General features: G+C 37.5%; 20 protein-coding genes and 1 pseudogene. 3 read left to right on the top strand and 18 right to left on the bottom strand.

The annotated features are described in order from the left end of the window. Position 1: 1 nt before the first annotated feature. The 6 genes from ACQKFG_RS24960 to ACQKFG_RS24935 all read right to left on the bottom strand — a co-directional run bounded on the left by ACQKFG_RS24960 (position 2) and on the right by ACQKFG_RS24935 (position 5193). A complete protein-coding gene (locus ACQKFG_RS24960; RefSeq protein WP_427563733.1) occupies positions 2 to 496 on the bottom strand; it encodes a PepSY domain-containing protein in 495 nt (164 codons plus the stop codon). Between the two features lie 96 nt (positions 497 to 592). Beyond that, complete coding sequence (locus ACQKFG_RS24955) at positions 593 to 1033, bottom strand: GNAT family N-acetyltransferase (RefSeq protein ID WP_342614593.1); 441 nt, start codon at positions 1031 to 1033, stop codon at positions 593 to 595. A 590-nt stretch (positions 1034 to 1623) separates the two neighbouring features. Then, positions 1624 to 1851 carry a DUF3953 domain-containing protein gene (locus ACQKFG_RS24950; protein WP_427563787.1) on the bottom strand — a complete coding sequence of 76 codons (228 nt, stop codon included), beginning with the start codon at positions 1849 to 1851 and terminating at the stop codon, positions 1624 to 1626. 660 nt (positions 1852 to 2511) lie between these two features. Beyond that, the gene (locus ACQKFG_RS24945; protein WP_427563731.1) at positions 2512 to 3792 is read right to left on the bottom strand and encodes a M20 family metallopeptidase; all 1281 of its coding nucleotides are present in this window, start codon (positions 3790 to 3792) and stop codon (positions 2512 to 2514) included. Positions 3793 to 4289: 497 nt separating this feature from the next. Beyond that, on the bottom strand, positions 4290 to 4439 hold the full coding sequence (locus ACQKFG_RS24940; RefSeq protein ID WP_192206567.1) for a hypothetical protein: 150 nt from the start codon (positions 4437 to 4439) through the stop codon (positions 4290 to 4292). Positions 4440 to 4566: 127 nt separating this feature from the next. Continuing rightward, positions 4567 to 5193: a DUF3885 domain-containing protein gene (locus ACQKFG_RS24935; protein ID WP_427563729.1), complete on the bottom strand. Its 627-nt coding sequence runs from the start codon at positions 5191 to 5193 to the stop codon at positions 4567 to 4569. 292 nt (positions 5194 to 5485) lie between these two features. Between ACQKFG_RS24935 and ACQKFG_RS24930 the strand changes: the two genes are divergently transcribed. Beyond that, positions 5486 to 6481: a zinc-dependent alcohol dehydrogenase family protein gene (locus ACQKFG_RS24930; protein ID WP_427563727.1), complete on the top strand. Its 996-nt coding sequence runs from the start codon at positions 5486 to 5488 to the stop codon at positions 6479 to 6481. A 259-nt stretch (positions 6482 to 6740) separates the two neighbouring features. Here ACQKFG_RS24930 and brnQ read toward each other — a convergent pair whose 3' ends face one another. From brnQ to ACQKFG_RS24910, 4 genes are all read right to left on the bottom strand, one after another. Beyond that, on the bottom strand, positions 6741 to 8102 hold the full coding sequence (gene brnQ, locus ACQKFG_RS24925; RefSeq protein WP_192206569.1) for a branched-chain amino acid transport system II carrier protein: 1362 nt from the start codon (positions 8100 to 8102) through the stop codon (positions 6741 to 6743). Between the two features lie 90 nt (positions 8103 to 8192). Beyond that, positions 8193 to 9152 carry a proline dehydrogenase family protein gene (locus ACQKFG_RS24920; protein ID WP_427563785.1) on the bottom strand — a complete coding sequence of 320 codons (960 nt, stop codon included), beginning with the start codon at positions 9150 to 9152 and terminating at the stop codon, positions 8193 to 8195. A gap of 231 nt (positions 9153 to 9383) precedes the next feature. After that, entirely contained in the window at positions 9384 to 10949 is a 1566-nt protein-coding gene (pruA, locus tag ACQKFG_RS24915; RefSeq protein WP_427563725.1) for an L-glutamate gamma-semialdehyde dehydrogenase, read from the bottom strand. Positions 10950 to 11072: 123 nt separating this feature from the next. Continuing rightward, positions 11073 to 12080: a proline racemase family protein gene (locus ACQKFG_RS24910; RefSeq protein ID WP_192206570.1), complete on the bottom strand. Its 1008-nt coding sequence runs from the start codon at positions 12078 to 12080 to the stop codon at positions 11073 to 11075. A 346-nt stretch (positions 12081 to 12426) separates the two neighbouring features. On the opposite strand from ACQKFG_RS24910, the gene ACQKFG_RS24905 reads away from it, so the two are divergent. Further along, positions 12427 to 13803: a sigma-54 interaction domain-containing protein gene (locus ACQKFG_RS24905; protein WP_342615873.1), complete on the top strand. Its 1377-nt coding sequence runs from the start codon at positions 12427 to 12429 to the stop codon at positions 13801 to 13803. A 529-nt stretch (positions 13804 to 14332) separates the two neighbouring features. Here the strand turns inward: ACQKFG_RS24905 and ACQKFG_RS24900 are convergent. The 6 genes and pseudogenes from ACQKFG_RS24900 to ACQKFG_RS24875 form a co-directional block, all read right to left on the bottom strand. Further along, positions 14333 to 15515: pseudogene (locus ACQKFG_RS24900) on the bottom strand (dicarboxylate/amino acid:cation symporter). Between the two features lie 444 nt (positions 15516 to 15959). Next, positions 15960 to 16343, bottom strand: coding sequence for a VOC family protein (locus ACQKFG_RS24895; protein ID WP_192206572.1), 384 nt, complete (start codon positions 16341 to 16343; stop codon positions 15960 to 15962). Between the two features lie 109 nt (positions 16344 to 16452). Further along, positions 16453 to 16731, bottom strand: coding sequence for an ArsR/SmtB family transcription factor (locus ACQKFG_RS24890; RefSeq protein ID WP_076370470.1), 279 nt, complete (start codon positions 16729 to 16731; stop codon positions 16453 to 16455). 256 nt (positions 16732 to 16987) lie between these two features. Continuing rightward, positions 16988 to 17476 carry a GNAT family N-acetyltransferase gene (locus ACQKFG_RS24885; RefSeq protein ID WP_427563722.1) on the bottom strand — a complete coding sequence of 163 codons (489 nt, stop codon included), beginning with the start codon at positions 17474 to 17476 and terminating at the stop codon, positions 16988 to 16990. 390 nt (positions 17477 to 17866) lie between these two features. Beyond that, positions 17867 to 18220: a hypothetical protein gene (locus ACQKFG_RS24880; RefSeq protein ID WP_427563720.1), complete on the bottom strand. Its 354-nt coding sequence runs from the start codon at positions 18218 to 18220 to the stop codon at positions 17867 to 17869. Positions 18221 to 18580: 360 nt separating this feature from the next. Continuing rightward, complete coding sequence (locus ACQKFG_RS24875) at positions 18581 to 19063, bottom strand: hypothetical protein (RefSeq protein ID WP_427563718.1); 483 nt, start codon at positions 19061 to 19063, stop codon at positions 18581 to 18583. A 165-nt stretch (positions 19064 to 19228) separates the two neighbouring features. On the opposite strand from ACQKFG_RS24875, the gene ACQKFG_RS24870 reads away from it, so the two are divergent. Beyond that, the gene (locus ACQKFG_RS24870) at positions 19229 to 19387 is read left to right on the top strand and encodes a hypothetical protein (protein WP_192206579.1); all 159 of its coding nucleotides are present in this window, start codon (positions 19229 to 19231) and stop codon (positions 19385 to 19387) included. Between the two features lie 501 nt (positions 19388 to 19888). On the opposite strand, the gene ACQKFG_RS24865 is transcribed toward ACQKFG_RS24870, so the two are convergent. Further along, positions 19889 to 20422: a DinB family protein gene (locus tag ACQKFG_RS24865; RefSeq protein ID WP_427563715.1), complete on the bottom strand. Its 534-nt coding sequence runs from the start codon at positions 20420 to 20422 to the stop codon at positions 19889 to 19891. 251 nt (positions 20423 to 20673) lie between these two features. Beyond that, positions 20674 to 21177 carry an N-acetyltransferase family protein gene (locus tag ACQKFG_RS24860; RefSeq protein WP_427563713.1) on the bottom strand — a complete coding sequence of 168 codons (504 nt, stop codon included), beginning with the start codon at positions 21175 to 21177 and terminating at the stop codon, positions 20674 to 20676. Positions 21178 to 21507 lie beyond the last annotated feature (330 nt).

Genomic DNA, 21507 nt, shown 5'->3' with positions numbered 1-21507 from the left:
TCTACCACCTCATATTAAGATTGCTTTTTTTCGCCATTAGACGCTTATAAAGAGGATACCCGAACATGTAATACCCTGAAAATGACAGCAGGATTAAGGATAAACCGGTCATTGTGAGGATACTGTATCTATACCAATCGCCAAAGAAGGTTCCATCATGCAAAGTGATGAGGAACGTCGAGTAATCCGGATTTGTGGATAACACTTTTCCCGTACTCACATCCATTTGAACACCTTGACCGTTATTAAAGCGAACCTGGTACACATTTGCACTTGGTCTATATTCAATTCTAAATATATCTTCAACCGAGTCCGCACCTGGAAGATCCTGTGACGTAGCAATGGACACGACCTTCTCCATAGGTATCGCTTGATCTGGTCCCGCCTCTTTCCCCGTCCTTAACTCATCAGCCACTCCGAGTGGTAACATATAAACAAGCACGAGGCCTGTGACTGCGATGAACATAAAAAAACGGATAAAACCAATCCAGTCCATTTATGTATTTTTCGGCTTAATTGATACAATTTTACAGATTTCGACAATGTTCCATCACATCCCTTGACTATTTTTCAAAAGGTAATATTCATACAATTATAAATTTTTCTTCATGACCACCCGATCTTCATTTACAACATAATCATTTTTCAGATAAAATGCTTCTGCAAGCCCGCCATTAGCAGTTAATAAATATAGACTTTTAATCTCTCTTTTCTGCAGTTCAGCTTCTAAAGAATGAAGCATCCTTGAGCCATGCCCTTTACCTTGCCTTTCATTATTCACACAAAGTTCTGCCAAATAATAAGTTAAACCTTGATAAGACACCTTACTATTTCCAGCGACAAAACCAACTGGATTGTGAGCATCCTGAAATAAAAAGCCAAGAAATTTAGGCGTATGCAATAAGTCGGAAAGTCTCTCTTTAGCCGTTTCATATGTCCAACTTTCATTCCATGGTTCATGATTAAAAACCTTCATGTAGAGTTCGATACATTGCTCCAAATTCTCCGATGTCAGTGGCAGCATTTCTGTCATATTCATGCTTCCTTTCTATTTTCATTAAAATTTTGTATATTAATCCAAATTATATCTTATCTTATGTGAACTAACCTGTTTCTATGGAACCATAAAAGAAGAGCTAATATCAGCCTTAGGCGGGGTGATCGCTGCTGCTTCAATTCAAACAAATTATGATATAAACACCATTTTCAACGCTTTATCTAAAGGATTCCAAATACAGACCGGGGTGGAACAAGCCGACAACTTACTCAATGGAGGCGGTATAGCAAGCATGATGCCGACTGTTACACATCATTTACACACTAACAGGATTTGCCATCTTTAATGAAAAAGGAAATGGGAACAAGGATAATGAAAACCCGGAAGAAAAAACGTTCATGGGGAAAAAGATAAGCAATGAATAAAAACACTTTAGCTGACAGTCCTGCTATATAATGTTCTTTGAAAAAAGGTCGACCAGTGATTTGCACTGGCCGACCTTCGTTCATTAGAATAGGACTTCATTGTGCCATATAACCTAGAAACATTTTGCACAACATATCCCGATAGTTGCATAAAGAAAGAGCTGCCTTATAGACAGCTTTGATCTTAAGGTGACGTACCCATTAGTTCAGTAAGAAACCCTGTATGGAAACAAAGAAAAGAAAAGCTGAGACAACCATGCTCATATACCCCCCAAATCCTTTTCTATCTTTTTGAAGTTCGGCTAATCCAATAACTAACATCAATGCCCCCAAGAACAACATAGAATACGGCATCAACTCAAAATTTTCAGTAATTAGCTGATAGGCTGATAAAGCAAGAACAAATATTGCTAAGATAATTCTAACCATTTTCAAGAATATATTTCCCCCTAAAAAATTAAGTTCTGAACAATTTCTGTTTCAATCATACCATTTGACACCTTTTCATTTGTGCAAAAAATGGGAATTTCTTATTGAACTAACATGCGCCCCGTTAGTCGCATAAAGAAAAAGCTGCCTTAAAGACAGCTCCGATCTTCAGCTAAACCAGCTAATAGGAGGTCAATATCTTTCTCTAAAAATTTCATTTCCCTTATCAATACTATTTTTGGCCATGCCAAATAACCCTCCAAAGCGCTTTTGGAGGGGTTTCACAAAACCGTTAATCAGGCTAAATTTAGGAACGTTTCTTTTCTCTTTAATAGAGCGTAAATCCAATGAAGTAACTTAAATACAGGCAACGATTGACACTTTGGCCGGTTTTCCTTCTGATTTTTTCTTATCATATTGGGGAACAAGGGATTTCTTACCTTGATGGCTATGGAGCAGCGTCAGGAAAATGCGGATTTACAACGTTAAGCTGTTCTAGGAAGTGGATATCGCTGGTGTAGCAAAGATAAATGCGTTGTGACAAGTTATACGGGACACTAGTAAGCCTTGTTTCAATATGGATACAAGGGGTTCTATCTTAACCTTATAAATTGTCAAAATCCTAACGTTACCCCTACATAAAGTTTAGTGAAAATAGATTTAAAATGACCTAAGATACTTGACTGCCGCCTCAGCATATATCTCGGCAGATTCTACTAAGTTCTCCACTGAAACCCGCTCATCGTACCCATGGATAGTGTGATCCAGGCCAGGACCGTAAAGGACGGTATCAATGCCATGACGCCGGAAGTGACTGGCATCACTTGAACTAAGCAAAAGTACGCTGAAGACGGGTTCCTCCATTCCGAGGACACGCTGGATTCCCAGTTCTATGGCCCTAACAATTGGACGGTTCTCTAAGGTCCAGTTCGGGTTAGTAAAGGGTACCATTGGCTCTACAACCGCACCTGGCGCTACAGCACTAACAAGATTCCTAGCGACATCAAGTACAAACTCGGGCTTCATACCGAATGGAACCCGGGTATCCACTTTAATGATGCACTTGTCTGCGACGACGTTCACATTTGTTCCGCCCTGGATTACACCTGGATTGTAAGAGGGACGATAAAGTAACTGTGACAGTAGGGGATTTTCTAGACTCTGAGATAGGAGCCACTCAGTATTGTACAAAAGTTGATAAGGCTCTGCCGGAGGCGTTGACTTGAGCTCCCATAGCTTGGTTAGTGCTTCGACCGCGGCTGCCCCTCTTCGTACGGCGGAGATTCCAAAAAGCGGTTGTAGGCTGCCATGATCTGCCCGACCTGGTATGATCAGCTGCATCCATGCCTTCCCCTTTTCACCGGCATTCGGATGGTAGGGATCCGACGGTTCACCAATCAGACAAGCATCCCCCTTAATCAATCCTTGATCCAGGAGCGAGGCCACCTCAATGCCGCCAGTCTCTTCATCCGGAGAAGCAATAACTCCCAGACTTCCTTTTAAATTAAGAGCGGGGGCGAACTCCTGAAGTAGTCCAGCCACAAAAATCAGTGATGCCAAGCCTCCTTTCATATCGGAGGCTCCCCTGCCCAAAAGCATACCTGCTCTGACTTCTCCTGAAAAAGGATCGAAGGTCCAATGTGAACAATCCCCTGCAGGTACGACATCTGTATGTCCACAAAATAGGAGCCGTGGACCAGGTACCCTGGTTAAAGGAGCATCACAGACGACGGTGACCAGCGAATTTTCACTACGGCGGTGCTCGGTAATCAAGAACCCTTTTGCTGCTAGGTATCGGCTAATATGGCGTCCCATTTCTGCTGACCGCTTCTTAAACTCGGGCGATGGATTTTCAGATGGAATTCGAATAAATGAAGCAGCAAGTTCGACTAATTCCTGTTGCCTTGACCTTATCAGCTGCCTGATTAATCTGGTACTCATATAAATACATCCCCTCCATGTCCGGCATTAGCCGCAGTATTTCTATACTATTCTATGTGCCGTTCCTAGATCATATTTCTGGGGATAAAGGTGGGGAAACATTTGATACATGTTAATTAAAGTCGCGCTCAATGCTATAGTTACACTTAACACTACCTAACTATTTTCATTTGTGGTGAATCTCCGATTTTTTCGATACATGGCAAAAATGATCAATCCAAAGATATATAGGGGTAACGTCTTGAAAATGTGCTTAACGTTGTAAACACCTTAATGCAGTCAACCCTAATCCATGGACTAATTAATTATCGCTCTCCTCTTTTTTTTAACGATTGAGCAGAGTCTTCTTAAGTATTTTCATTTCTCCATTCTTAAAATAACTTATATTCATGGTAGTAGTTCTTTAAGACTTATTGTTGAGTGGACAAGTGAAGGAGGGAGTAGGCTGGGGAAGATCCTTAGAAAAGATAGAAAAACGCCCCAAAAAGGCGTTCAATTTAATCATTTTTATTTATTTTACCGTCGTTCCCCTTGTCAATACCAGTGGCGTTATTAACTACTTGCGGAAACAAGTTTAACCCCTGATCCAAAGCATTCATTGAATCGGCTTTTTGGCCGAGATTTTTTGATTTTTCTTGTTTTTTCATTTTGTCGCCTCCTAAAATTAGGATTCGTAGTAAATCAAAAAATATTCCAAAGTAAATTTTAAATGATTATATAAAGGCAGCTCAGATCTTCGCTAAAGCACCTGATGTTTTAACAAGGTGCCCTCCTTCATTTGAATACTTCGTCTATTTCATTTCTGTCGTAATCTAATATCCAGTCGTTATATTTATCATAAACATCTCTTATCGTTTCGGGAGAAGTCGCCAATAAATCACAACCCCTGTCATCATACACGTGAAATATAGTTTTCCTGTTGATGTTTATAAAATAGACTCTATTAAATATACTTGGCCTTATTCCCATAACTTGATTGCAGATTGCTTTTAGCATAGGAATGTAATTGAAGTCAGACGTTTTGCACTTTAACGTAAATCTATATGTTTTATATGTTCCTTCTTCATCATCGTCATGAAGGGTTGTCTTTTGGTTTAACCGGTATAAGATCGACTTCTCCTTAATATACCGTGAAAAAGTGTTTGATTTATGTTTAAAACCATCGGCATAATCGTTTACGTCAACTACGATATAAATATCATCGTTATGAGAATGCAAGGACTTGAATAAAGTGATAGCCCTTTTATATACTCCTTGTAGATATGGGCTATTTTCATAAGCAAAATCACTATCATAGTCCACACCTAATTCAAAACGGATGCCCGTTTTCCAACTATAAAACAACGGCGGTCTAAGTTCTAAGTTCGGGAAATTCCCATTCATAAAATCGTTTAAAAGCATTTTTGCACCTCATTAAGTTCCTTCATTATACCTTTCCTTGTTAACATGTCCCTTTGGTTGCATAAAAAGAAGAGTTGCCTAAGCAACTCCCTTATGGAAGTAAAGCACCTGTTCAAATTATAAAGTCTTATACTATATTACAAATTTTATCCTATCCAACAAAAATGTGCGTACTTTTCATTTTATATTATATAAAGTATCATTGATTTTACAAGAGAAGACTAAATATTCATTCTTTTCACAATAGGTGATGAGACATTTCCCCAAAAAAAAATAAATAGGAGTGACTAAAGTGAAGGCGCAAATTATTCAATCTTTTGGTGAACCCTCCGTATTTCAATGTAAAGAGATTTCAAAACCTGAACTAAAACCTGGACATGTACTTATTCAAGTCAAGGCTACAAGTGTAAATCCAATTGATACGAAAGTCCGTGCTGGTGCAGTTCCAGCCGTTTCCCCCGAGTTTCCGGCAGTATTACATGGTGATGTTGCAGGTTCGGTAGCTGCAGTAGGTGAAGGAGTAACCGAGTTTAAAGTTGGCGATGAAGTGTTTGGATGCGCGGGAGGTTTTAGAGGGACTGGCGGTGCACTTGCAGAGTTTATGCTTGCAGATGTTGATTTACTTGCTCACAAACCGAAAAATTTGACGATGGAAGAAGCCGCTGCTTTACCATTGGTTGCCATTACTGCATGGGAAGCATTATTCAATCGGGCAAATCTTGTCCCTGGACAGGATATACTAATCCATGCAGCGACCGGCGGAGTAGGACACATTGCCATTCAACTGGCGAAATGGGGAGGGGCGACAGTCTATACAACAGCCTCTTCGCAAGAGAAGCTGGAGATCGGCTCGCGCCTTGGTGCAGATGTCACGATTAATTATCGAGAAGAAAGCGTTCACGACTATGTACAGAAATATACAGATGGAAAAGGATTTGACGTTGTGTTTGACACGGTAGGAGGAGAAAACCTTGATCGCTCCTTTGAGGCGGCCGCAGTACACGGAACGGTAGCAGCCATCGCTGCCCGTTCGACCCATGACCTCTCCCCAATGCATGCAAAGGGACTTTCTCTGCATGTTACCTTTATGTTGTTAAAGATATTAAACAAGGACATGCATAAGCATTATCGGGAAATTTTGAAGAAGGTTGCCCAGTTGGTTGAGGAAGAGCAGCTGCGTCCGCTTATGGATCCAAACATTTTTACGTTTGATGAGGTTTCAAAAGCCCATGAGTACATGGAGTCAGGCAAGGCGATAGGAAAAATAGTTTTGAAAAATAATTGGTAATATCATAAAACAATTGAAATGCCTCAACAACTTTATGTTCATTTAAAAAGAGACGGCACGGAGAGAATTTCTATAAAATCCTCACTGTACCGTCTGCTTTTTATTTTTAATTATTTTCGGTTCTTCATTCCAAATTAAAATACTATATCCCTCAAAAAAATCCATTTTCTGCACCGGTGCATAAAAATAACAGCCTTTGATCAAATGAAACCTTTTACAGACTTTTTTTCTATCTGTATACCATTGCCCCTTCTGATTATTACGAAACTTTATCAGTTACTTGTCCAGCTATATCAATAATTACGCTGGATTCTTGTTTAGTTTTAGCGACTATTAGCCCAATCAAAAAGCCCACTAATCCTGTGCTAATCCATCCAACTCCATACTCGAATAATGGAATGAATCCAAATGTATGGTTAATTGCATTTGTTAAGATATGCGCTTCTTTTAAAGCATCAAGCAGAGCAACCAATCCGACTCCCGCTACAGTGCTCACATATACGGACCGATAACCTTTAAATAGATTATTGGCAAATATTAAAGCAATCAAAGCAATGGCCAATGGATAAAGCAGCAGCAATATTGGAGAAGCAAGTGTTAATACAGTATTCAATCCAAAGTTTGTAATAATTGTTCCTATGATAGAAAAAACTATAATCCATTTTTTATAGCTAATAGACGGAACAATTCGTTCAAAGTATTCAGAAACGGCTGCCAGACATGCAACATTTGTTGTAATTCCTGTGAGGAAAATAATTGTTCCTATAATATAAATTCCATAATTCCCAAACAGAGCAATAGCACTCGCAGCTAAAACTTCTCCCCCGTTTTCTTTTAACCCAATTGCATCTACACTGGAAGCACCCATCCAAGCCATTGAAACCTGTAAAGCAACTAACCCAATAATTGTTATGATCCCTGCTTTGATAAATAGCTTGGAAACTTCTTTTTCAGATTTTATTCCTAACGAACCAATTGACTTAATGAAAATGCCGCCAAATATAAAAGCAGCTAGTACATCCATTGTATAGTAGCCTTGCGTAAACCCTTTTAAGAAAACGCCATCTATGTATTCCTCTCCAGGAGCCCCTATTTTGCCCATCGGTGTTATAAATGATTTTATAATCAATACTGCCAGCAATATTGAAAAGATGGGGGTAATAATTTTACCCAGGTTATCTACCAATTTCTTTGTATCCCAGGAGAGCAGGACCGTCAATAGAATAAATAACACTGAAAATACAAGCAGATACAGCCTTTCATTTGCTACACTTTGAATTAAGGGATTTAAACCGATTTCATAAACAACAGAGGTTGTTCTGGGAATAACATAAATAGGTCCCAACGTTAGAAAAAGTAACATTGAAAAAAATGTTGCAAAGCGTGGGTGGACCCTTCCTGCAAGTTTTTCTACAGTACCACCTCCACGAGTCAGAGCAATGATAGCCAGTAAAACCAGTCCAACGCCTGTTATCAAAAAACCTCCCATGGCAAGCCAAGTGTTTGTTCCCGCCTGTTGACCTAACATCGGGGCAAATATAACGTTCCCCGCTCCTAAAAACATGGCAAAGAGCATTAACCCAATAGACAGCACTTGTGAAAAGGACACTTTCTTATCCATTGTTATTCCCCCTTAATACTTATTAAAGCTGTGGGAACGGCTGAAAGAGCCCTTCCTAAAATATCCTGTAATAAATGGCTGCATATTTCTTTATACTTTCGTTGGTTTCTTCTTGCTTAATCTTCCTAATAGAAAGGCACCCGCCCCGATCCCGATTAGGGTTTTCGTTTTTTTGTTGAATGTCTGTTTAGCTACTAAGTTAAGGTTTTGGGGACGCTCGGCCAAACGGCGCATAAAGTATCCATACCAGTCCACTCCAAATGGAACATAAGTACAAAAATTGTATCCTTCCTTGGCTAAACTCAACTGCATATCCTTTCTGAAGCCGTAAAGCATTTGGAATTCATATTTCTCTGTTGGTATGTTATTCTTTTTCGCGAACTTTTTCACATGATTAATGATTTGGTGATCATGTGTAGCAATGGATGTAAATTTACCATGCAGGAGATGATACTCGATTAACTCAATGAAATTTTGATCAATATCTTTTTTGTCTTGATATGCGACATTTTCAGATTCTTTATAAGCGCCTTTTACGATTCTTAACCGGAAATTTTTATATTTTGTAATCATATCTTTCGCATTATAAAAATAAGCCTGAATAACCGTTCCAATATTATCATAGTCTTTGGAAAGTTCATCAATTAAATCAAATGATGACTGAAGATGACCATGATCTTCCATATCAAAATTGATGAATACATTATATTTGTACGCGTTTTCAACAATTTCCGATAGATTTTCAAGGCAGAAACTATAATCAATATCCTGGCCCAGTTGAGTAGGCTTCAAGGAAATATGGGCATCCAATTGATGCTCATAAATAGCTTCAATAACGGCAAGAATCTTGGTTTTCGCCTGCAAGGCTTCTTCCTTTTCAAATACAAACTCACCAAGGTTATCGATTGTTGCAGAAATTCCGTTTGCATTCAATTCTTTAACACTCTTCACCATTTCTTCAATATTCGTTCCTGCTACGACAGACTGGGCACCAAGTTTAAGCCCCCATCGTTTTGCACCGCTATTAAGCATCTTATTTTGAGAAAGCATAATAAAAAAATCTTTTGTTATTGTCAAAGTAGTGACCTCCATCATTTTGAACTGGACTTTTTACCAATTTAATTATATTTAGCGTTAATCCCAGAATTTCACTTAATAAAATTCACTTCTATTTTTCTTATAAGCAAACCATTCACAAAAGTGAGAGGCGTAGAGAAAAATATTTTTCAAACCGGTTGCTAACATCCTTTATAAAAGGCAGCATAAAAGCTGCCTTATTTCTTAAATTGTTTCACTAATCGTTTTTGCCTGCATGTGTAAAATAAGATAGTCAGGGCCCCCTGCCTTGGAATCTGATCCTGACATGTTAAAACCGCCAAATGGCTGGTAGCCAACAATCGCTCCTGTGCAGCCACGGTTAAAATAAAGATTTCCTACATGAAATTCTTCTTTTGCCCGTTTAATATGATCAGGATTATTTGAGAGCAACGCTCCAGTTAGCCCATAATCCGTATTGTTCGCTATTTCCATCATGTGATCAAAATCTCGGGCTTTACAGAAAGCCAGAACAGGACCAAAAATTTCCTCCTGCATAATGCGGGCTTTTTCATCAACATCAGCAAAAATAGTCGGCTGGATAAAGTAGCCTTTAGAGTCGTCCCCTTCACCGCCGGTTATCAACTTGCCTTCTTCTTTTCCAATTTCAATATATTTTGTAATCTTGTTAAAAGAAGCTTGATCAATAACTGGACCCATGTAGTTATTCATGTTTTCTGGATTACCGATTGATAAAGCCTTTGTTAAAGCAGCTGCTTTTTCTAAAACTTCGTCATAGACATCTTGGTGTACAACCGCACGTGAACCAGCCGAACATTTTTGCCCCGAGAATCCAAATGCTGAGTACACGATCGAGGATGCCGCTAAATCTAAATCAGCATCTTTATCTACTACAACAGTATCTTTTCCACCCATTTCAGCAATCACACGCTTCAACCAGATTTGGCCTGGATGTACTTTTGCGGCACGTTCATAAATACGGCAGCCAACCTCACGTGAACCTGTGAAAGATACAAAGCGGGTTTTAGGATGATCAACAAGGTAATCACCTACTTCTGCACCACTTCCTGGAATGTAATTGATTACTCCTTCAGGAAGGCCAGCTTCTTGTAATAGTTCCACAAATTTAGCTGCAATTACAGGTGTATTATTCGACGGCTTTAAAAGAATGGTATTCCCTGCTACGATTGCTGCTGCCGCAGTTCCAGCCATAATCGCCAATGGAAAGTTAAATGGGGAAATAATGATCCCTACACCAAGTGGAATATAATTAAAAGTATTTGCTTCTCCTTCTCTACTTTCTACAGGAGTCCCCCCTTTTAATTGCATCATTTGGCGTCCATAAAAAATCAGAAAATCAATCGCTTCTGCCGTGTCTGCATCTGCTTCTTTCCATGGCTTACCGGCTTCCTTCACTAGATAAGCAGAAAATTCATGTTTTCGTTCGCGGAGAATATCTGCTGCACTAAATAAAATATTCGCCCGTACTTCAGGATCTTCTTTTTTCCAAGTATCGAAAGCAACTAGCGCGGCTTGCATCGCCTTTTCAGCCAACTCTTTATTTGCTTTGGAAACACTTCCAATTACTTCTTCCTTATTAGCTGGGTTAATCGAAATGATTTGTTCATCTGTTGTAATTGACTCGCCCCCGATAATTAGGGGGTAGCCTTTACCCATCTCAGATTGAACAACTTTTAAGGCTTGATTAAATGCATTTTTATTTTCTTCAATCGTAAAATCAGTGAATGGCTCGTGCTTATATTTTTCTTGTAATGTAGTATTTATAGTCATGTAGTTTCTCCTTTATAGATAATAAGTTCATAAACAGGCTTTAAATAATGTGGGAACCTCATCAAACTTTGATTAAGTGAAGCATGCCATATAGGTATACTTCACTGTCATCGGCTTCCTGCATTAAGCATTTTCCAATACAAACTGTTGATTTAAGGTAAAGCCTTGTTGATATGGATCGGTTTCTTCTAAAGCAAATCGATGTAATCCGGTAACCCAAGCTGCCCCTGTAATCTCAGGAATAATGGCATCGAAACCTGATACTGTCGTTTTCCCAACTACTTTACCTATAAATCTGGAATCGATAATACTTTCTTGAATAATACTTTCACCAACTTGAAGATCCAGGGTTGCTAATTTGGCTGAAGTACCTGTACCGCATGGGGAACGGTCAATTTGTCCATTCCCAAAAACAACAACATTGCGATAATGATTCTTCTCCTTTTTTAAGCTGAACTCTATAAGATCCACCGTGCAAATATTGGGGTTTTGCGGATGCTCAAAATAAAATTGCTCATTAAGCATTTGTTTTATTCTCATACCAAGTTTAGATAAGACAAGAGTTTCGCTTGTTTCCAATTTCAAATTAAATTGTGACGCGTCTACAATAGCAAATATGCTGCCGCCGAATACAATATCTAATTTGATGGTTCCATAGCCTTCAATAAAAATATTCACATTTTTTTCAAGAACAAAAGATGGCACATTCCGGAACGACACTTCACTAACTTTCTGATCTTTATATTTAGCCGTACATTCCACCTTGCCTGACGGTGTATCAAGAAAAAACAATTCCTTTTGAGGTAACAAGCCAAACTGTATACCTGCAGTAATAGTGCCGATTGTGCCATGACCGCACATATTAAGATAATCACCGCTGTCCATGAATATTAAGCCTGCATCACAACCTTCTTGAGAAGGTTCACAAAGAATAGCCCCAAACATATCCTGATGACCGCGTGGTTCGTTCATTAATAAATTTCTTAGCCAAGGTATTTCTTTTTTAAGATTATTTTTTTTTTCTAACATTGTATCTCCTGAAATTTTTGGAACCCCACTTACAATAATTCTTGTTGGCTGACCCATTGTGTGGGTATCGATTGTTTCAATAAATTTAGAAAAATTGATCATCACTACACCTTCTCTTTTTTCACAAAAATTTGCATTCCACTAGACATAATGCAATTTGCATGCCAAAAACTTTTTTTCCAGCATTACTTCAATCAAAAAAACAAAATCAACAATAAGTCATTCTCTTTTATATAACGTGTATTTTCCTTATTATGAACTGATGGAGCTGGATTAAAGGGATGGTACAATAGCAAGATTAATACGTAATATTAAAAAAAAAATCAAACTCTAAATATAAATATTGAATAGACTTCATTTTTAAAATATTATAAAAAGTGTAAATATTATTTACATAATGTAAACCTGTAAACTTACACAAAAGAGCCGTAAAAGGAGGCAGATCAAAATAGCGGATTTTAGCAGAGATAATATCCTTTTTTATTTAGAAGCTATTTTAAAAACCAGTAAAGATGCAGTCACAGCTGTTGATAAAACGGGGCGGGTTGTTTACTGGAATGAAGCAGCAGAAAATACTTATCAAATTAAATCAAATGAAATAATAGGGAAAAACATAGAGAACTATTTTCAAATGAAGGACATTAAATTGTACGAAATCTTAAAAAGTAAACAGCCGATATTTGATGTTTATCATCAACCTCGTCCTGATAAGCATATTTCAATCAGTTCTTCTCCTGTTTTTGACCATGGCGGCAACCTGATTGGCGCCATATCGGTAGATCGTGATATAACAGCTACCGTAAAACTAAATGATAAGCTTTCCGTTACAACCTCGAAGCTACAGGATTTAAAACAGCAAATCATAAATCAGGCTAAAAACTTACCGTTCTCCAGCATAAAAGGCAGCAGCAAAATTATTAATCAGATAAAGGCATCCGCTATTAAAGTAGCAGCAACTGACGCAACAGTACTGATATTAGGAGAAAGCGGTGTAGGGAAGGAACTTTTTGCACAGGCCATTCATGAGTCAAGTTCTAGAAAAAAAAGGCCATTTGTTCCTATTAATTGTGGTGCGATCCCCTCGCCCTTATTTGAAAGCGAATTCTTCGGCTATGAAAAAGGTTCGTTTACAGGAGCTGAACAGGGTGGCAAGGCAGGAAAACTAGAAGAAGCAAATGGCGGTACACTATTTTTAGATGAACTAGGCACAATGCCTTTAGATATCCAGGTTAAATTCTTGAGAACTCTTCAAGAAGGAGAAATATATAGAGTAGGTGGCACAAAAGCGATCAAAGTAGACATAAGGGTAATAGCAGCTACAAACAGCATGCTGGAGGAGATGGTGGAAAAAGGGGAATTCAGAGAAGACTTATATTATCGTCTGAATGTGGTTCCCCTTCATATTCCCTCACTTCGAGAGAGATTAGAAGATGTTCCAGAGCTGGTAAATTTATTTATAGAAGAGTTCTCTAGTAAATATCAAAAAGAAATACAATTTCAATCGAATGATATGATAGAGTTATTTTCCTCATACCACTGGCCTGGTAACATAAGAGAATTAAGAAATTTTGTAGAGAGACTTGTGGTCATGACTGATGACGCTGTATTGCAAGCCAATGATATATTGAATATTCTTCCACAAAAGGCAAAAAAAATAGCGTTTGAACATGCTACTATCACATTTCAAGATGAGATAAGCATAATAGAAAAAGAACGAATAAAAAGGGCATTAGAAAAAACGCACGGTAATAAGACATTGGCAGCTAAGGAATTAGGCTTTTCAAGAGTTACTCTTTACAAAAAGATAAATAAGTATGGACTTTAATTTCTTTTCACCTTTAAAAACACACAAAAAAATAAATTGTAATATTAGGGCATCCCTTTGGGTGCCCTTTATCATGCAATCAAAAAACAATGTTACTTACAGTATTCAAATTTTACTTTTGTACTTATTGAAGTAAACTGCCTCATAAGAAAAGGCTGTTTTCGTATACTATGTTGCTATTCACCAAGTAATGCGGTGTGGTTGATTTCCCCTCCAATGCTCGCTTTCCGCGGGGCGGGCGGTGAGCCTCCTCGGCGTGAACGCCTGTGGGGTCTCACCTGTCCCGCTGCTCCCGCAGGAGTCTCCCCATTGTTGAAAGTCATGAGTATGGGGCATGAATAGTCATCTTGAAGATTTAAAGATTGTTGTTTTATGAGAATATCAGGTCCTTACTGCTTGCATCATTGCTTTTCCCCATTCTTCTGCTGTAATGATGCTGCATAACCTATCATCAAAATGTTGGTGGCACCTGCCGAATGCTTGACTGTTCGGATTGAGCTTTCCATTCTCCCTGACGGAACTCTTTTTCCTACTTCGAAACCACAATGCAAGCCAGAACATGTCCAGGTGTATTACAAGCAGTACGTGCCATATCCAGCACACGGTCAATTCCTGCAATAATTGCAACGCCTTCTCCAGGAAGCCCTACTGCTGAGGCTGTAGCTAAAAGGACAACTAGCGAATCGGATGGAACAGCGGCAATTCCTTTTGAAGTTGCAACAAGAATCCCCATTACAATCAACTGTTGGCCAAAATCCATCGGGATGCCATATGCTTGCGCCAAGAAAATAGAGCAAACTGAAAGGTACAGTGTCGAACCATCACAATTCAGTGATAGCCCAGAAGGAATAACGAATGAAACAACGCGTTTCGAACAACCGTATGCTTCCATTCGTTCCATTAACTGAGGCAGAATGGTTTCCGTACTTGTTGTAGAAAAAGCGATAAGGAACAAATCCCATATCATTCGAAACACTTTAAAGTAAGAAATCTTCAAAAACCAACCAATTAATGGGAATAGAACGAAAATAACTATAGCAAGCCCAAGATACACAACCCCAATCAACTTTGTCATAGGGATTAAAAGGGCAATGCCATACTGACCTACAGAGGCTGCCATGAGAGCGAGTACACCAATCGGTGCCGTTACCATTACCATTTGTGTCAGTTTAAACATGATATTTGCAACTGATTCCATAAACTTCATTGCCGGCTCTAACTTTTTGCCAATTGCTCCTGCGGCTGCACCAAATAAAATGGCGAAGAATATAACAGCTAATAAATCACTTTTTGCCATCGCATCAACAATGTTGCTTGGAATGATGTTAACAAGCATCGTTTTAAAATCGACAACCTTGGTAACGCTTCATTTAATTGTGTGATATCCTTTTGAGCAAGGTGGGACAGATTAAGCCCGGCACCAGGCTTTAAAATGTTAACAAGTATAAGACCTATACCTAGAATCAGAGTGGTAATAAATTCAAACCAAATAATTGTTTTAAGTCCTAATGACCCCATCTTTTCATGTTTCCGTCGCCTGATGACCCAATGACGATAGTGGTGAAAACAATAGGCACAACAATCATTTTAATAAGATGAATGAAAGCGTCACCAATTGGCCTTAGGGATTGGCCAAGTACAGGAAAAAAATGTCCGATAAGTGCTCCAATAAACAGTGCTATTAATACTTGAAAAGCAAAAAACTTTTTCATATGTTGTCCTCCCTGAACGAAAGATTAATAGCCTCATCACACAATATGTCAATAAATAGGTCTTTCCATTCTCATTTAACTATTGAATGAGAATGAAGAAATGGCCTTTAAAAATTGAATCTACATTTCCATAGACAACCTCCCCATTCAAAAATATTTGTAAATATACCAAAAACTGTATCACTTTTATCATGATTCAGTAAAATACAGAATTACTATAAAGTTATAAGAATTAATTATTAATTCCCGTGACATCTTTTATTGTTCCTTAATCAGCTAACGCACCCGTTAGTTTAGATGATCCACAATGGCACATTTCCATTGCAGAATGAGAACAATTTCTTAAACATGCATAACCCCGTCCTAAAATTAGGACGGGGTTACCATAAAGCTGTTTAATTGTTGATTAAAGCACTTCACCCAACGTAAAACAAACCAATGAAGTTACTGCTGCAATATCTGAATAAGGTTGCCGCATGTATCGTCGAAGACAGCTATTGTGGCTTCGCCCATTTTTGTCGGCTCCATAGTAAACTTCACGCCGTTTTCCAATAATCGTTTGTACTCTTCATGAATATCTGCAACGCCAAACATTGTTGCCGGGATGCCATCTGCAAATATCTTCTTTTGATACTCCTGTGCGGCAGGATGCTCATTCGGTTCTAGTAAAAGCTCAGTACCGTCATGAGCTTCAGGAGAAACAAGCGTGATCCACCTGAATTTTCCCATTGGAACGTCTTGCTTTTTTACAAATCCCAGCTTTTCTGAATAAAATTCCAGTGCCTTGTCTTGGTCTTGTACGAATATGCTGGTAACAATGATTTTCATAATGTTTTACCTCCTTTGATATTTGTGACGCATGGTGCTGTGCTAACAATCCGGCTGCGAGCAAAACGGACCCACACAATTGCCAGAAGTCTTGTTCCGATTTATAAAATTACTCGATCCATCCTTTTAGCAAATTTTTAAGTGGTTCGTTGTTGAATATAACTACTCGATACTTTCCCTTTCGTTTTGATTTTACGAGCCCTGCATCTTCCAATACAGAAAGATGTTTAGCTATCGCTTGTCGCGAAATGGAAATGTCGTGCTTCATAATGAGACGTACCGTAAGTTCATACAACGTCAGTTCGTTGCGTTCGGATAGTTCGTCTAATATAAGCCGCCTAGTCGAGTCTCCAAGTGCTTTGAATATAGCGTCTTTGTCCCAATTCATATATCGAGTATAAGCAACCCTAAGGTTGCTTGTCAAGAACAAGCAACTGTATGGTTGCATGATAAAGGAACCGTATCATGCACTCTTAACAAGTTCAAGTCACATTATTGTAGTTTTACCCATTTTATAAATATAATGATAAAAAAATGCATAAATCCTCATTGGATCATCACACTAGTTAAATTTATAAGCACCCGCCCTGTTCATTCCATAAGAAAAAGGCTGCCGCAGCATCCCTTGTAGTTAATAATCCGGTTTAAATTTGAAAGGATTGCATCAAACATTCTTCATCATCTATCATTTTCTTTTTTTCATCAAAATCTATTTTCAGCACACTAAAAATTTTTCTCCAAAATATAACGGCAGGAATATTCTTGGCTAATTCAACAACAAAGTAGCAACCCTTTTTTTGTTTAAACAATTCCTTTAATAATGCAAGGGCCATACCCTTTCTTCTATATTTTTTCAAAATAAAAATATCATTAATGCTGTAATCATATTCCTTATTTAAAAACGGCCTTTCCAATAGTAATAAAAACCCTACAATCATCTTATCTTTTTTCAAAAAATATGGTGTTAACCCTTCCCTCTTCCAAATTAATTCAAATGAATCAAATTCGAATGAACCATCTGATGATATGTCTAAACCCTCGGTATACTCCGAAAGGTCATGTAAATAAAGGGAATATAAATTCTTAAGAATATGCTTTTCATCTGAGGAAATTTGATTTAAGGAAACAGTCATTGTTATACCTCTTTTACATTTAATCAAACCTCTTAATTATTTCGACATAAACTTTCATTTGCCCTTCATGAACTATCCTGCCCCCATAGTGCCATAAGAAAAAGCTGCCTTAAAGACAGCCCCGATCTTCAGCAAAATGCACCCGTTTGTTCAATAACCAAGTATCAAACTCACAAACAACATTTCCTGCATCTTGTAGTATTGAGGCCATACCCTTTGCAGCGTTGGTGAACGTGCTAGTGATGTCAGTACGCTTCCCTTCATCTAAAAAAAAGGAAGTTGTAAAATTCAATGCTAGTAAATTATACAAAACGATTTAAATATTAATTTATTTACGAAACTTTTCAAATAAAATGCTACCCATTGAAAATGAGTAGCAAGTAATAAAAGTTATTTGAAAATGATTTGTAGTTTTCCATATACTTTGCCAGAGGAATATCCATCTTTCACATCAACATAAAATTTACCAATTTTCATACCTGTGAATACTGTACTTCCACCTGCTAAGCTATGATAGCCTGTGCAATTTCCAGTACTCGCATTGCAAAGACGAGCCCATAAGTTACTATAATTAGTCAATAACACACTTCCAGAAGCGGTCTTTAAATAAATGGGGGAAACTAGTTCTACCTCTAAGTCACTACCTTTGTTAGGATTTCCAATTTCTCCATCCCATTTTCCATCTTCTGTTTGAAAAGAATACTGAGGAACACTTGCTTGAGCAGTAGAAGTACTAAATGCCATTCCACCTACCAGAACTAACACAAACGTACTTAAGATTGAAAATAAGCTTTTTATGTTATTTCCTCCTCCAATCTTTATCCCTTTTATAATATCAAAATGAACTAATTATTCAAATAGTTAAAAATAACCAAATATTATCATTTCAAACATCTTTTGGTTGCGTAATCTTCATCAACCTTACTTAAATAAAGTTCATGAACAGAAAAAAGTAATAATCCAAAGTTATTAACATGATGCATTATGTTGGAGTATTGTGGATTTTTATTGAAGTAAAGCACCTCTTAGTTGAACAAGAACTTTGTTATCCATTATTCAAGAGCTTAAGTCCACACAGATCATCTTCCTTTTAAATGCAAAAAGTTACTCCTTATTGTTTAACGAAAAGTTTTCAACCTTTCCATTCCACTTCACTTCTATATCGATAACATCAGCTTTTGACGTAGAAAATTCTCCCTTTTCATTATTATGTGTTTTATATTCACCAGTACTATTCAATTCAATATCGCCCATGCCCCAAGCATAATTAGGAGCATTAATCTTATATTCAAGGTTTTCAACAGCTTTATAATCTTTTCCTTTGAACTGTAATGCAAACTTTTTAGTTTCTTTATCGTTATCAGTTTTTACTACATTAAGTTTTGCTGACCCATTTTCACTATCACCCTCAAAATTCAAATTTTCTGATGATTGTTGGCAAGCCGCTAATAACAGCAATAATATTAAATTAATAGCAACAACAGAGTGTCTTCTTTCATCTAGGCTCTTTTCGTAAAGATTGTTGTTTTTAAAACAAAACGATTTAAGGTTGATTGGAGCGGAAGTACGAGACTCCTGCGGGATCACCGCGGAAAGCGAGCATCTGGAGGGGAAATCAAACCATACCGCACTACTTGGTAAATAGCAACAAAGTATGCGAAAACAGCCTTTATCTATTATGGCCCATAAAAAATCATAAATAGCATTAGAAATATGTTTAATATGAACAATATCTTACCAAAGAGATTTTTTATGGCTAAAACAGAAAATACAATTGAAATTAAGAATGAAAAAATTGCGAGTTTTGATGGAAAATACACAATGTCTAAAATGCCTATCATAGGAAAATACAAAAATAACATGCTAACAAATATAAATATCATTGAAAAAAGTAATGCTATCGTGATGTAAATATAAGTTCTAACTTTTTTCAGTTGTTGTTTCTCATAACTATTATCAACCATTTTGTCCTCCTAATATTAAATTTCTTTAATCAACCTGTACCTAATGCTATTCTCTATCTGAACAATAAAGACCTTCTACAACTATCCTGCCCCTTTAGTTCCATAAAGAAAGAGCTGCCTTAAAGACAGCTCTGATCTTCAGCTAACGCGCCCAATAGTTCTATAAGGGGTAGCGTCAGGAATATGCGGATTTATAATGTTAAGGAAATTCCGATACTAAAAAGCCCAATTTCTCAGCATTAAAATTGAGAAATCGGGCTTTTTTCGTTACTCCATTAAAGCGCACTTTAACGGGACAATTCTATTCGTCATTCAACCGTTTCATAATCAACCTTCGTTGTAAACTGTTTATTGGTTTAACTTAAGCGGCACCCTCTCAGCTCTTTAAACTCCTCAACTGGGCTTCTGCTGATATTCCGACGGTCGATAACTACTTCAGCAATAAAGATTACTTACTTACTTTTAAAAGAAACTGATCGATACGTTCTTTTTGCCGTAAGTGGTGCCGGAAATGCATTTCGATTAGTTGAAAATATTCCTCTGCATTTAAATATCCCATTCTCCGGTGCTGAACTTTCTGGCTGGCCGGAATGTCAGAGAGCTTTTTCTCTATCTCTTGCATTTCCTCAATGATTTGAAGCAGTCCTTCCTTTACTTCTTCTTTTCCTGTAGGGTTTGGCGGTGTGAAATCCGGTGTATCCGGACCTTTTAACCTGATTGGAGGAAACTTTCCTTCTTTGAAAATCGATTCGCCTATTTCTGTTTTTTTTCCGTCATCGGAAGTAGTGCCGTTAGCGCATTGCTTAATGGCTTTCAATTGAAGATGAAGGGTGCTCTTTATTAAATGATTGTACATTTGTCCTAATGACCATTCATCCTTAGAAGGCTTTCTTGTAAACTCATCCAGCGAATATTTACTTAACTCTTCAATATAGTATGTAGCCACCTGTTCGAATCGCTTCAATACCACTTTTGTATCCAATAGATCTCCCACTTTCTTTATAATTTTTCTTTCTCTTTAATGTACGTCCCAATGCTAAACTACATATCATCTTCTAACATTAACTTCGACTCACTTATAAATAATCCCTTCTCTTTCATTCATGAATAGGGTCAATTGCTGAAGAAAGGTCAAACAGCACTCTTCAACTATCCTGCCCCTTTAGCTCCATAAGAAAAAGCTGCCTTAAAGACAGCTCCGATCTTCAGCTAACGCGCCCGTTAGCTCAATAATCAGATAGTTAGAACCATCAAATCCTCATTAAAATAGTGCCCATTATACTTTAAGGCATTTCGTTCTGTACCATAGACCTCAAATCCTAAAGACTTATATAGTTTCTTTGCGGAGTCATTATCAGATACAACAGTTAAATTTATTTGTTCCAATCCATAAGAACTCTTCGCCCTTCTTATAAGTTCATTCATTAATGATTTTCCTAAACCCTGACCTCGATTGCCTGGAGATATGTACATCCCAAAAACATTCCCTTTATGTCTAGTTTTGATATTGTTTTCACGTATAAAAGTAACAATTCCAACTAAAGATTTTCTATAATCAAAAGCACCTACAATGTACTTGTCCCTAGTTGGTTTCATTCGCTCCTTTACCGTTTCTAATGAAAATCCCACCTCTCTCTCATATGTTGAACCAAATGCTTCTGGGTTAATTTTCAATGCATTCAATCGCACTTCCTGGTATAAATGGGCATCGGACTCTTTTAAAATACGAATATTCATTAGCTACTCCCTCCGTTTATTTTGCATGAAATCAGAAGAGTTTTTCTATACGATTAAGTTTGTATAAAGCATTCTATTTATCGCTACTAATATCCTTCTTGAGCAAACCTGCCCCTTTAGTTCCAAAAGAAAAAGCTGCCTTAAGACAGCTTCGATCTTCAGCTAACGCACCCGTTAGTTGCTTAAAGAAAAGCGATTCTTATTAAAAAATCGCGCCCGATTGTTGAACAAATCCTTTATTACTTAAAATAAAATTTCTACCATATTTACTACATAGAAATTCATTAGTTATAATAAAACGAAAAAATTGACAAAAAATTTTATTTATGC

It is taken from the genome of Peribacillus sp. NPDC076916, from assembly GCF_050269675.1.
Taxonomy (GTDB): domain Bacteria; phylum Bacillota; class Bacilli; order Bacillales; family DSM-1321; genus Peribacillus; species Peribacillus aracenensis.
The sequence above is the reverse complement of the archived record's forward strand: the minus strand, read 5'-3'. Positions and strand labels throughout refer to the sequence as shown.

Excerpts from the sequence above, each read along its gene's own strand:
- ACQKFG_RS24910 (WP_192206570.1), bottom strand. The coding sequence starts at position 12,080 with ATGATCAATTTTTCTAAATTTATTGAAACAATCGATACCCACACAATG.
- ACQKFG_RS24880 (WP_427563720.1), bottom strand. The coding sequence starts at position 18,220 with ATGGCATTTAGTACTTCTACTGCTCAAGCAAGTGTTCCTCAGTATTCT.
- ACQKFG_RS24890 (WP_076370470.1), bottom strand. The coding sequence starts at position 16,731 with ATGAATTGGGACAAAGACGCTATATTCAAAGCACTTGGAGACTCGACT.
- ACQKFG_RS24955 (WP_342614593.1), bottom strand. The coding sequence starts at position 1,033 with ATGACAGAAATGCTGCCACTGACATCGGAGAATTTGGAGCAATGTATC.
- ACQKFG_RS24895 (WP_192206572.1), bottom strand. The coding sequence starts at position 16,343 with ATGAAAATCATTGTTACCAGCATATTCGTACAAGACCAAGACAAGGCA.
- pruA (WP_427563725.1), bottom strand. The coding sequence starts at position 10,949 with ATGACTATAAATACTACATTACAAGAAAAATATAAGCACGAGCCATTC.
- ACQKFG_RS24920 (WP_427563785.1), bottom strand. The coding sequence starts at position 9,152 with ATGCTTTCTCAAAATAAGATGCTTAATAGCGGTGCAAAACGATGGGGG.
- ACQKFG_RS24885 (WP_427563722.1), bottom strand. The coding sequence starts at position 17,476 with ATGACTGTTTCCTTAAATCAAATTTCCTCAGATGAAAAGCATATTCTT.
- ACQKFG_RS24860 (WP_427563713.1), bottom strand. The coding sequence starts at position 21,177 with ATGAATATTCGTATTTTAAAAGAGTCCGATGCCCATTTATACCAGGAA.
- ACQKFG_RS24870 (WP_192206579.1), top strand. The coding sequence starts at position 19,229 with ATGGCTAAAACAGAAAATACAATTGAAATTAAGAATGAAAAAATTGCG.
- ACQKFG_RS24950 (WP_427563787.1), bottom strand. The coding sequence starts at position 1,851 with ATGGTTAGAATTATCTTAGCAATATTTGTTCTTGCTTTATCAGCCTAT.
- ACQKFG_RS24945 (WP_427563731.1), bottom strand. The coding sequence starts at position 3,792 with ATGAGTACCAGATTAATCAGGCAGCTGATAAGGTCAAGGCAACAGGAA.
- brnQ (WP_192206569.1), bottom strand. The coding sequence starts at position 8,102 with ATGGATAAGAAAGTGTCCTTTTCACAAGTGCTGTCTATTGGGTTAATG.
- ACQKFG_RS24940 (WP_192206567.1), bottom strand. The coding sequence starts at position 4,439 with ATGAAAAAACAAGAAAAATCAAAAAATCTCGGCCAAAAAGCCGATTCA.
- ACQKFG_RS24935 (WP_427563729.1), bottom strand. The coding sequence starts at position 5,193 with ATGCTTTTAAACGATTTTATGAATGGGAATTTCCCGAACTTAGAACTT.
- ACQKFG_RS24960 (WP_427563733.1), bottom strand. The coding sequence starts at position 496 with ATGGACTGGATTGGTTTTATCCGTTTTTTTATGTTCATCGCAGTCACA.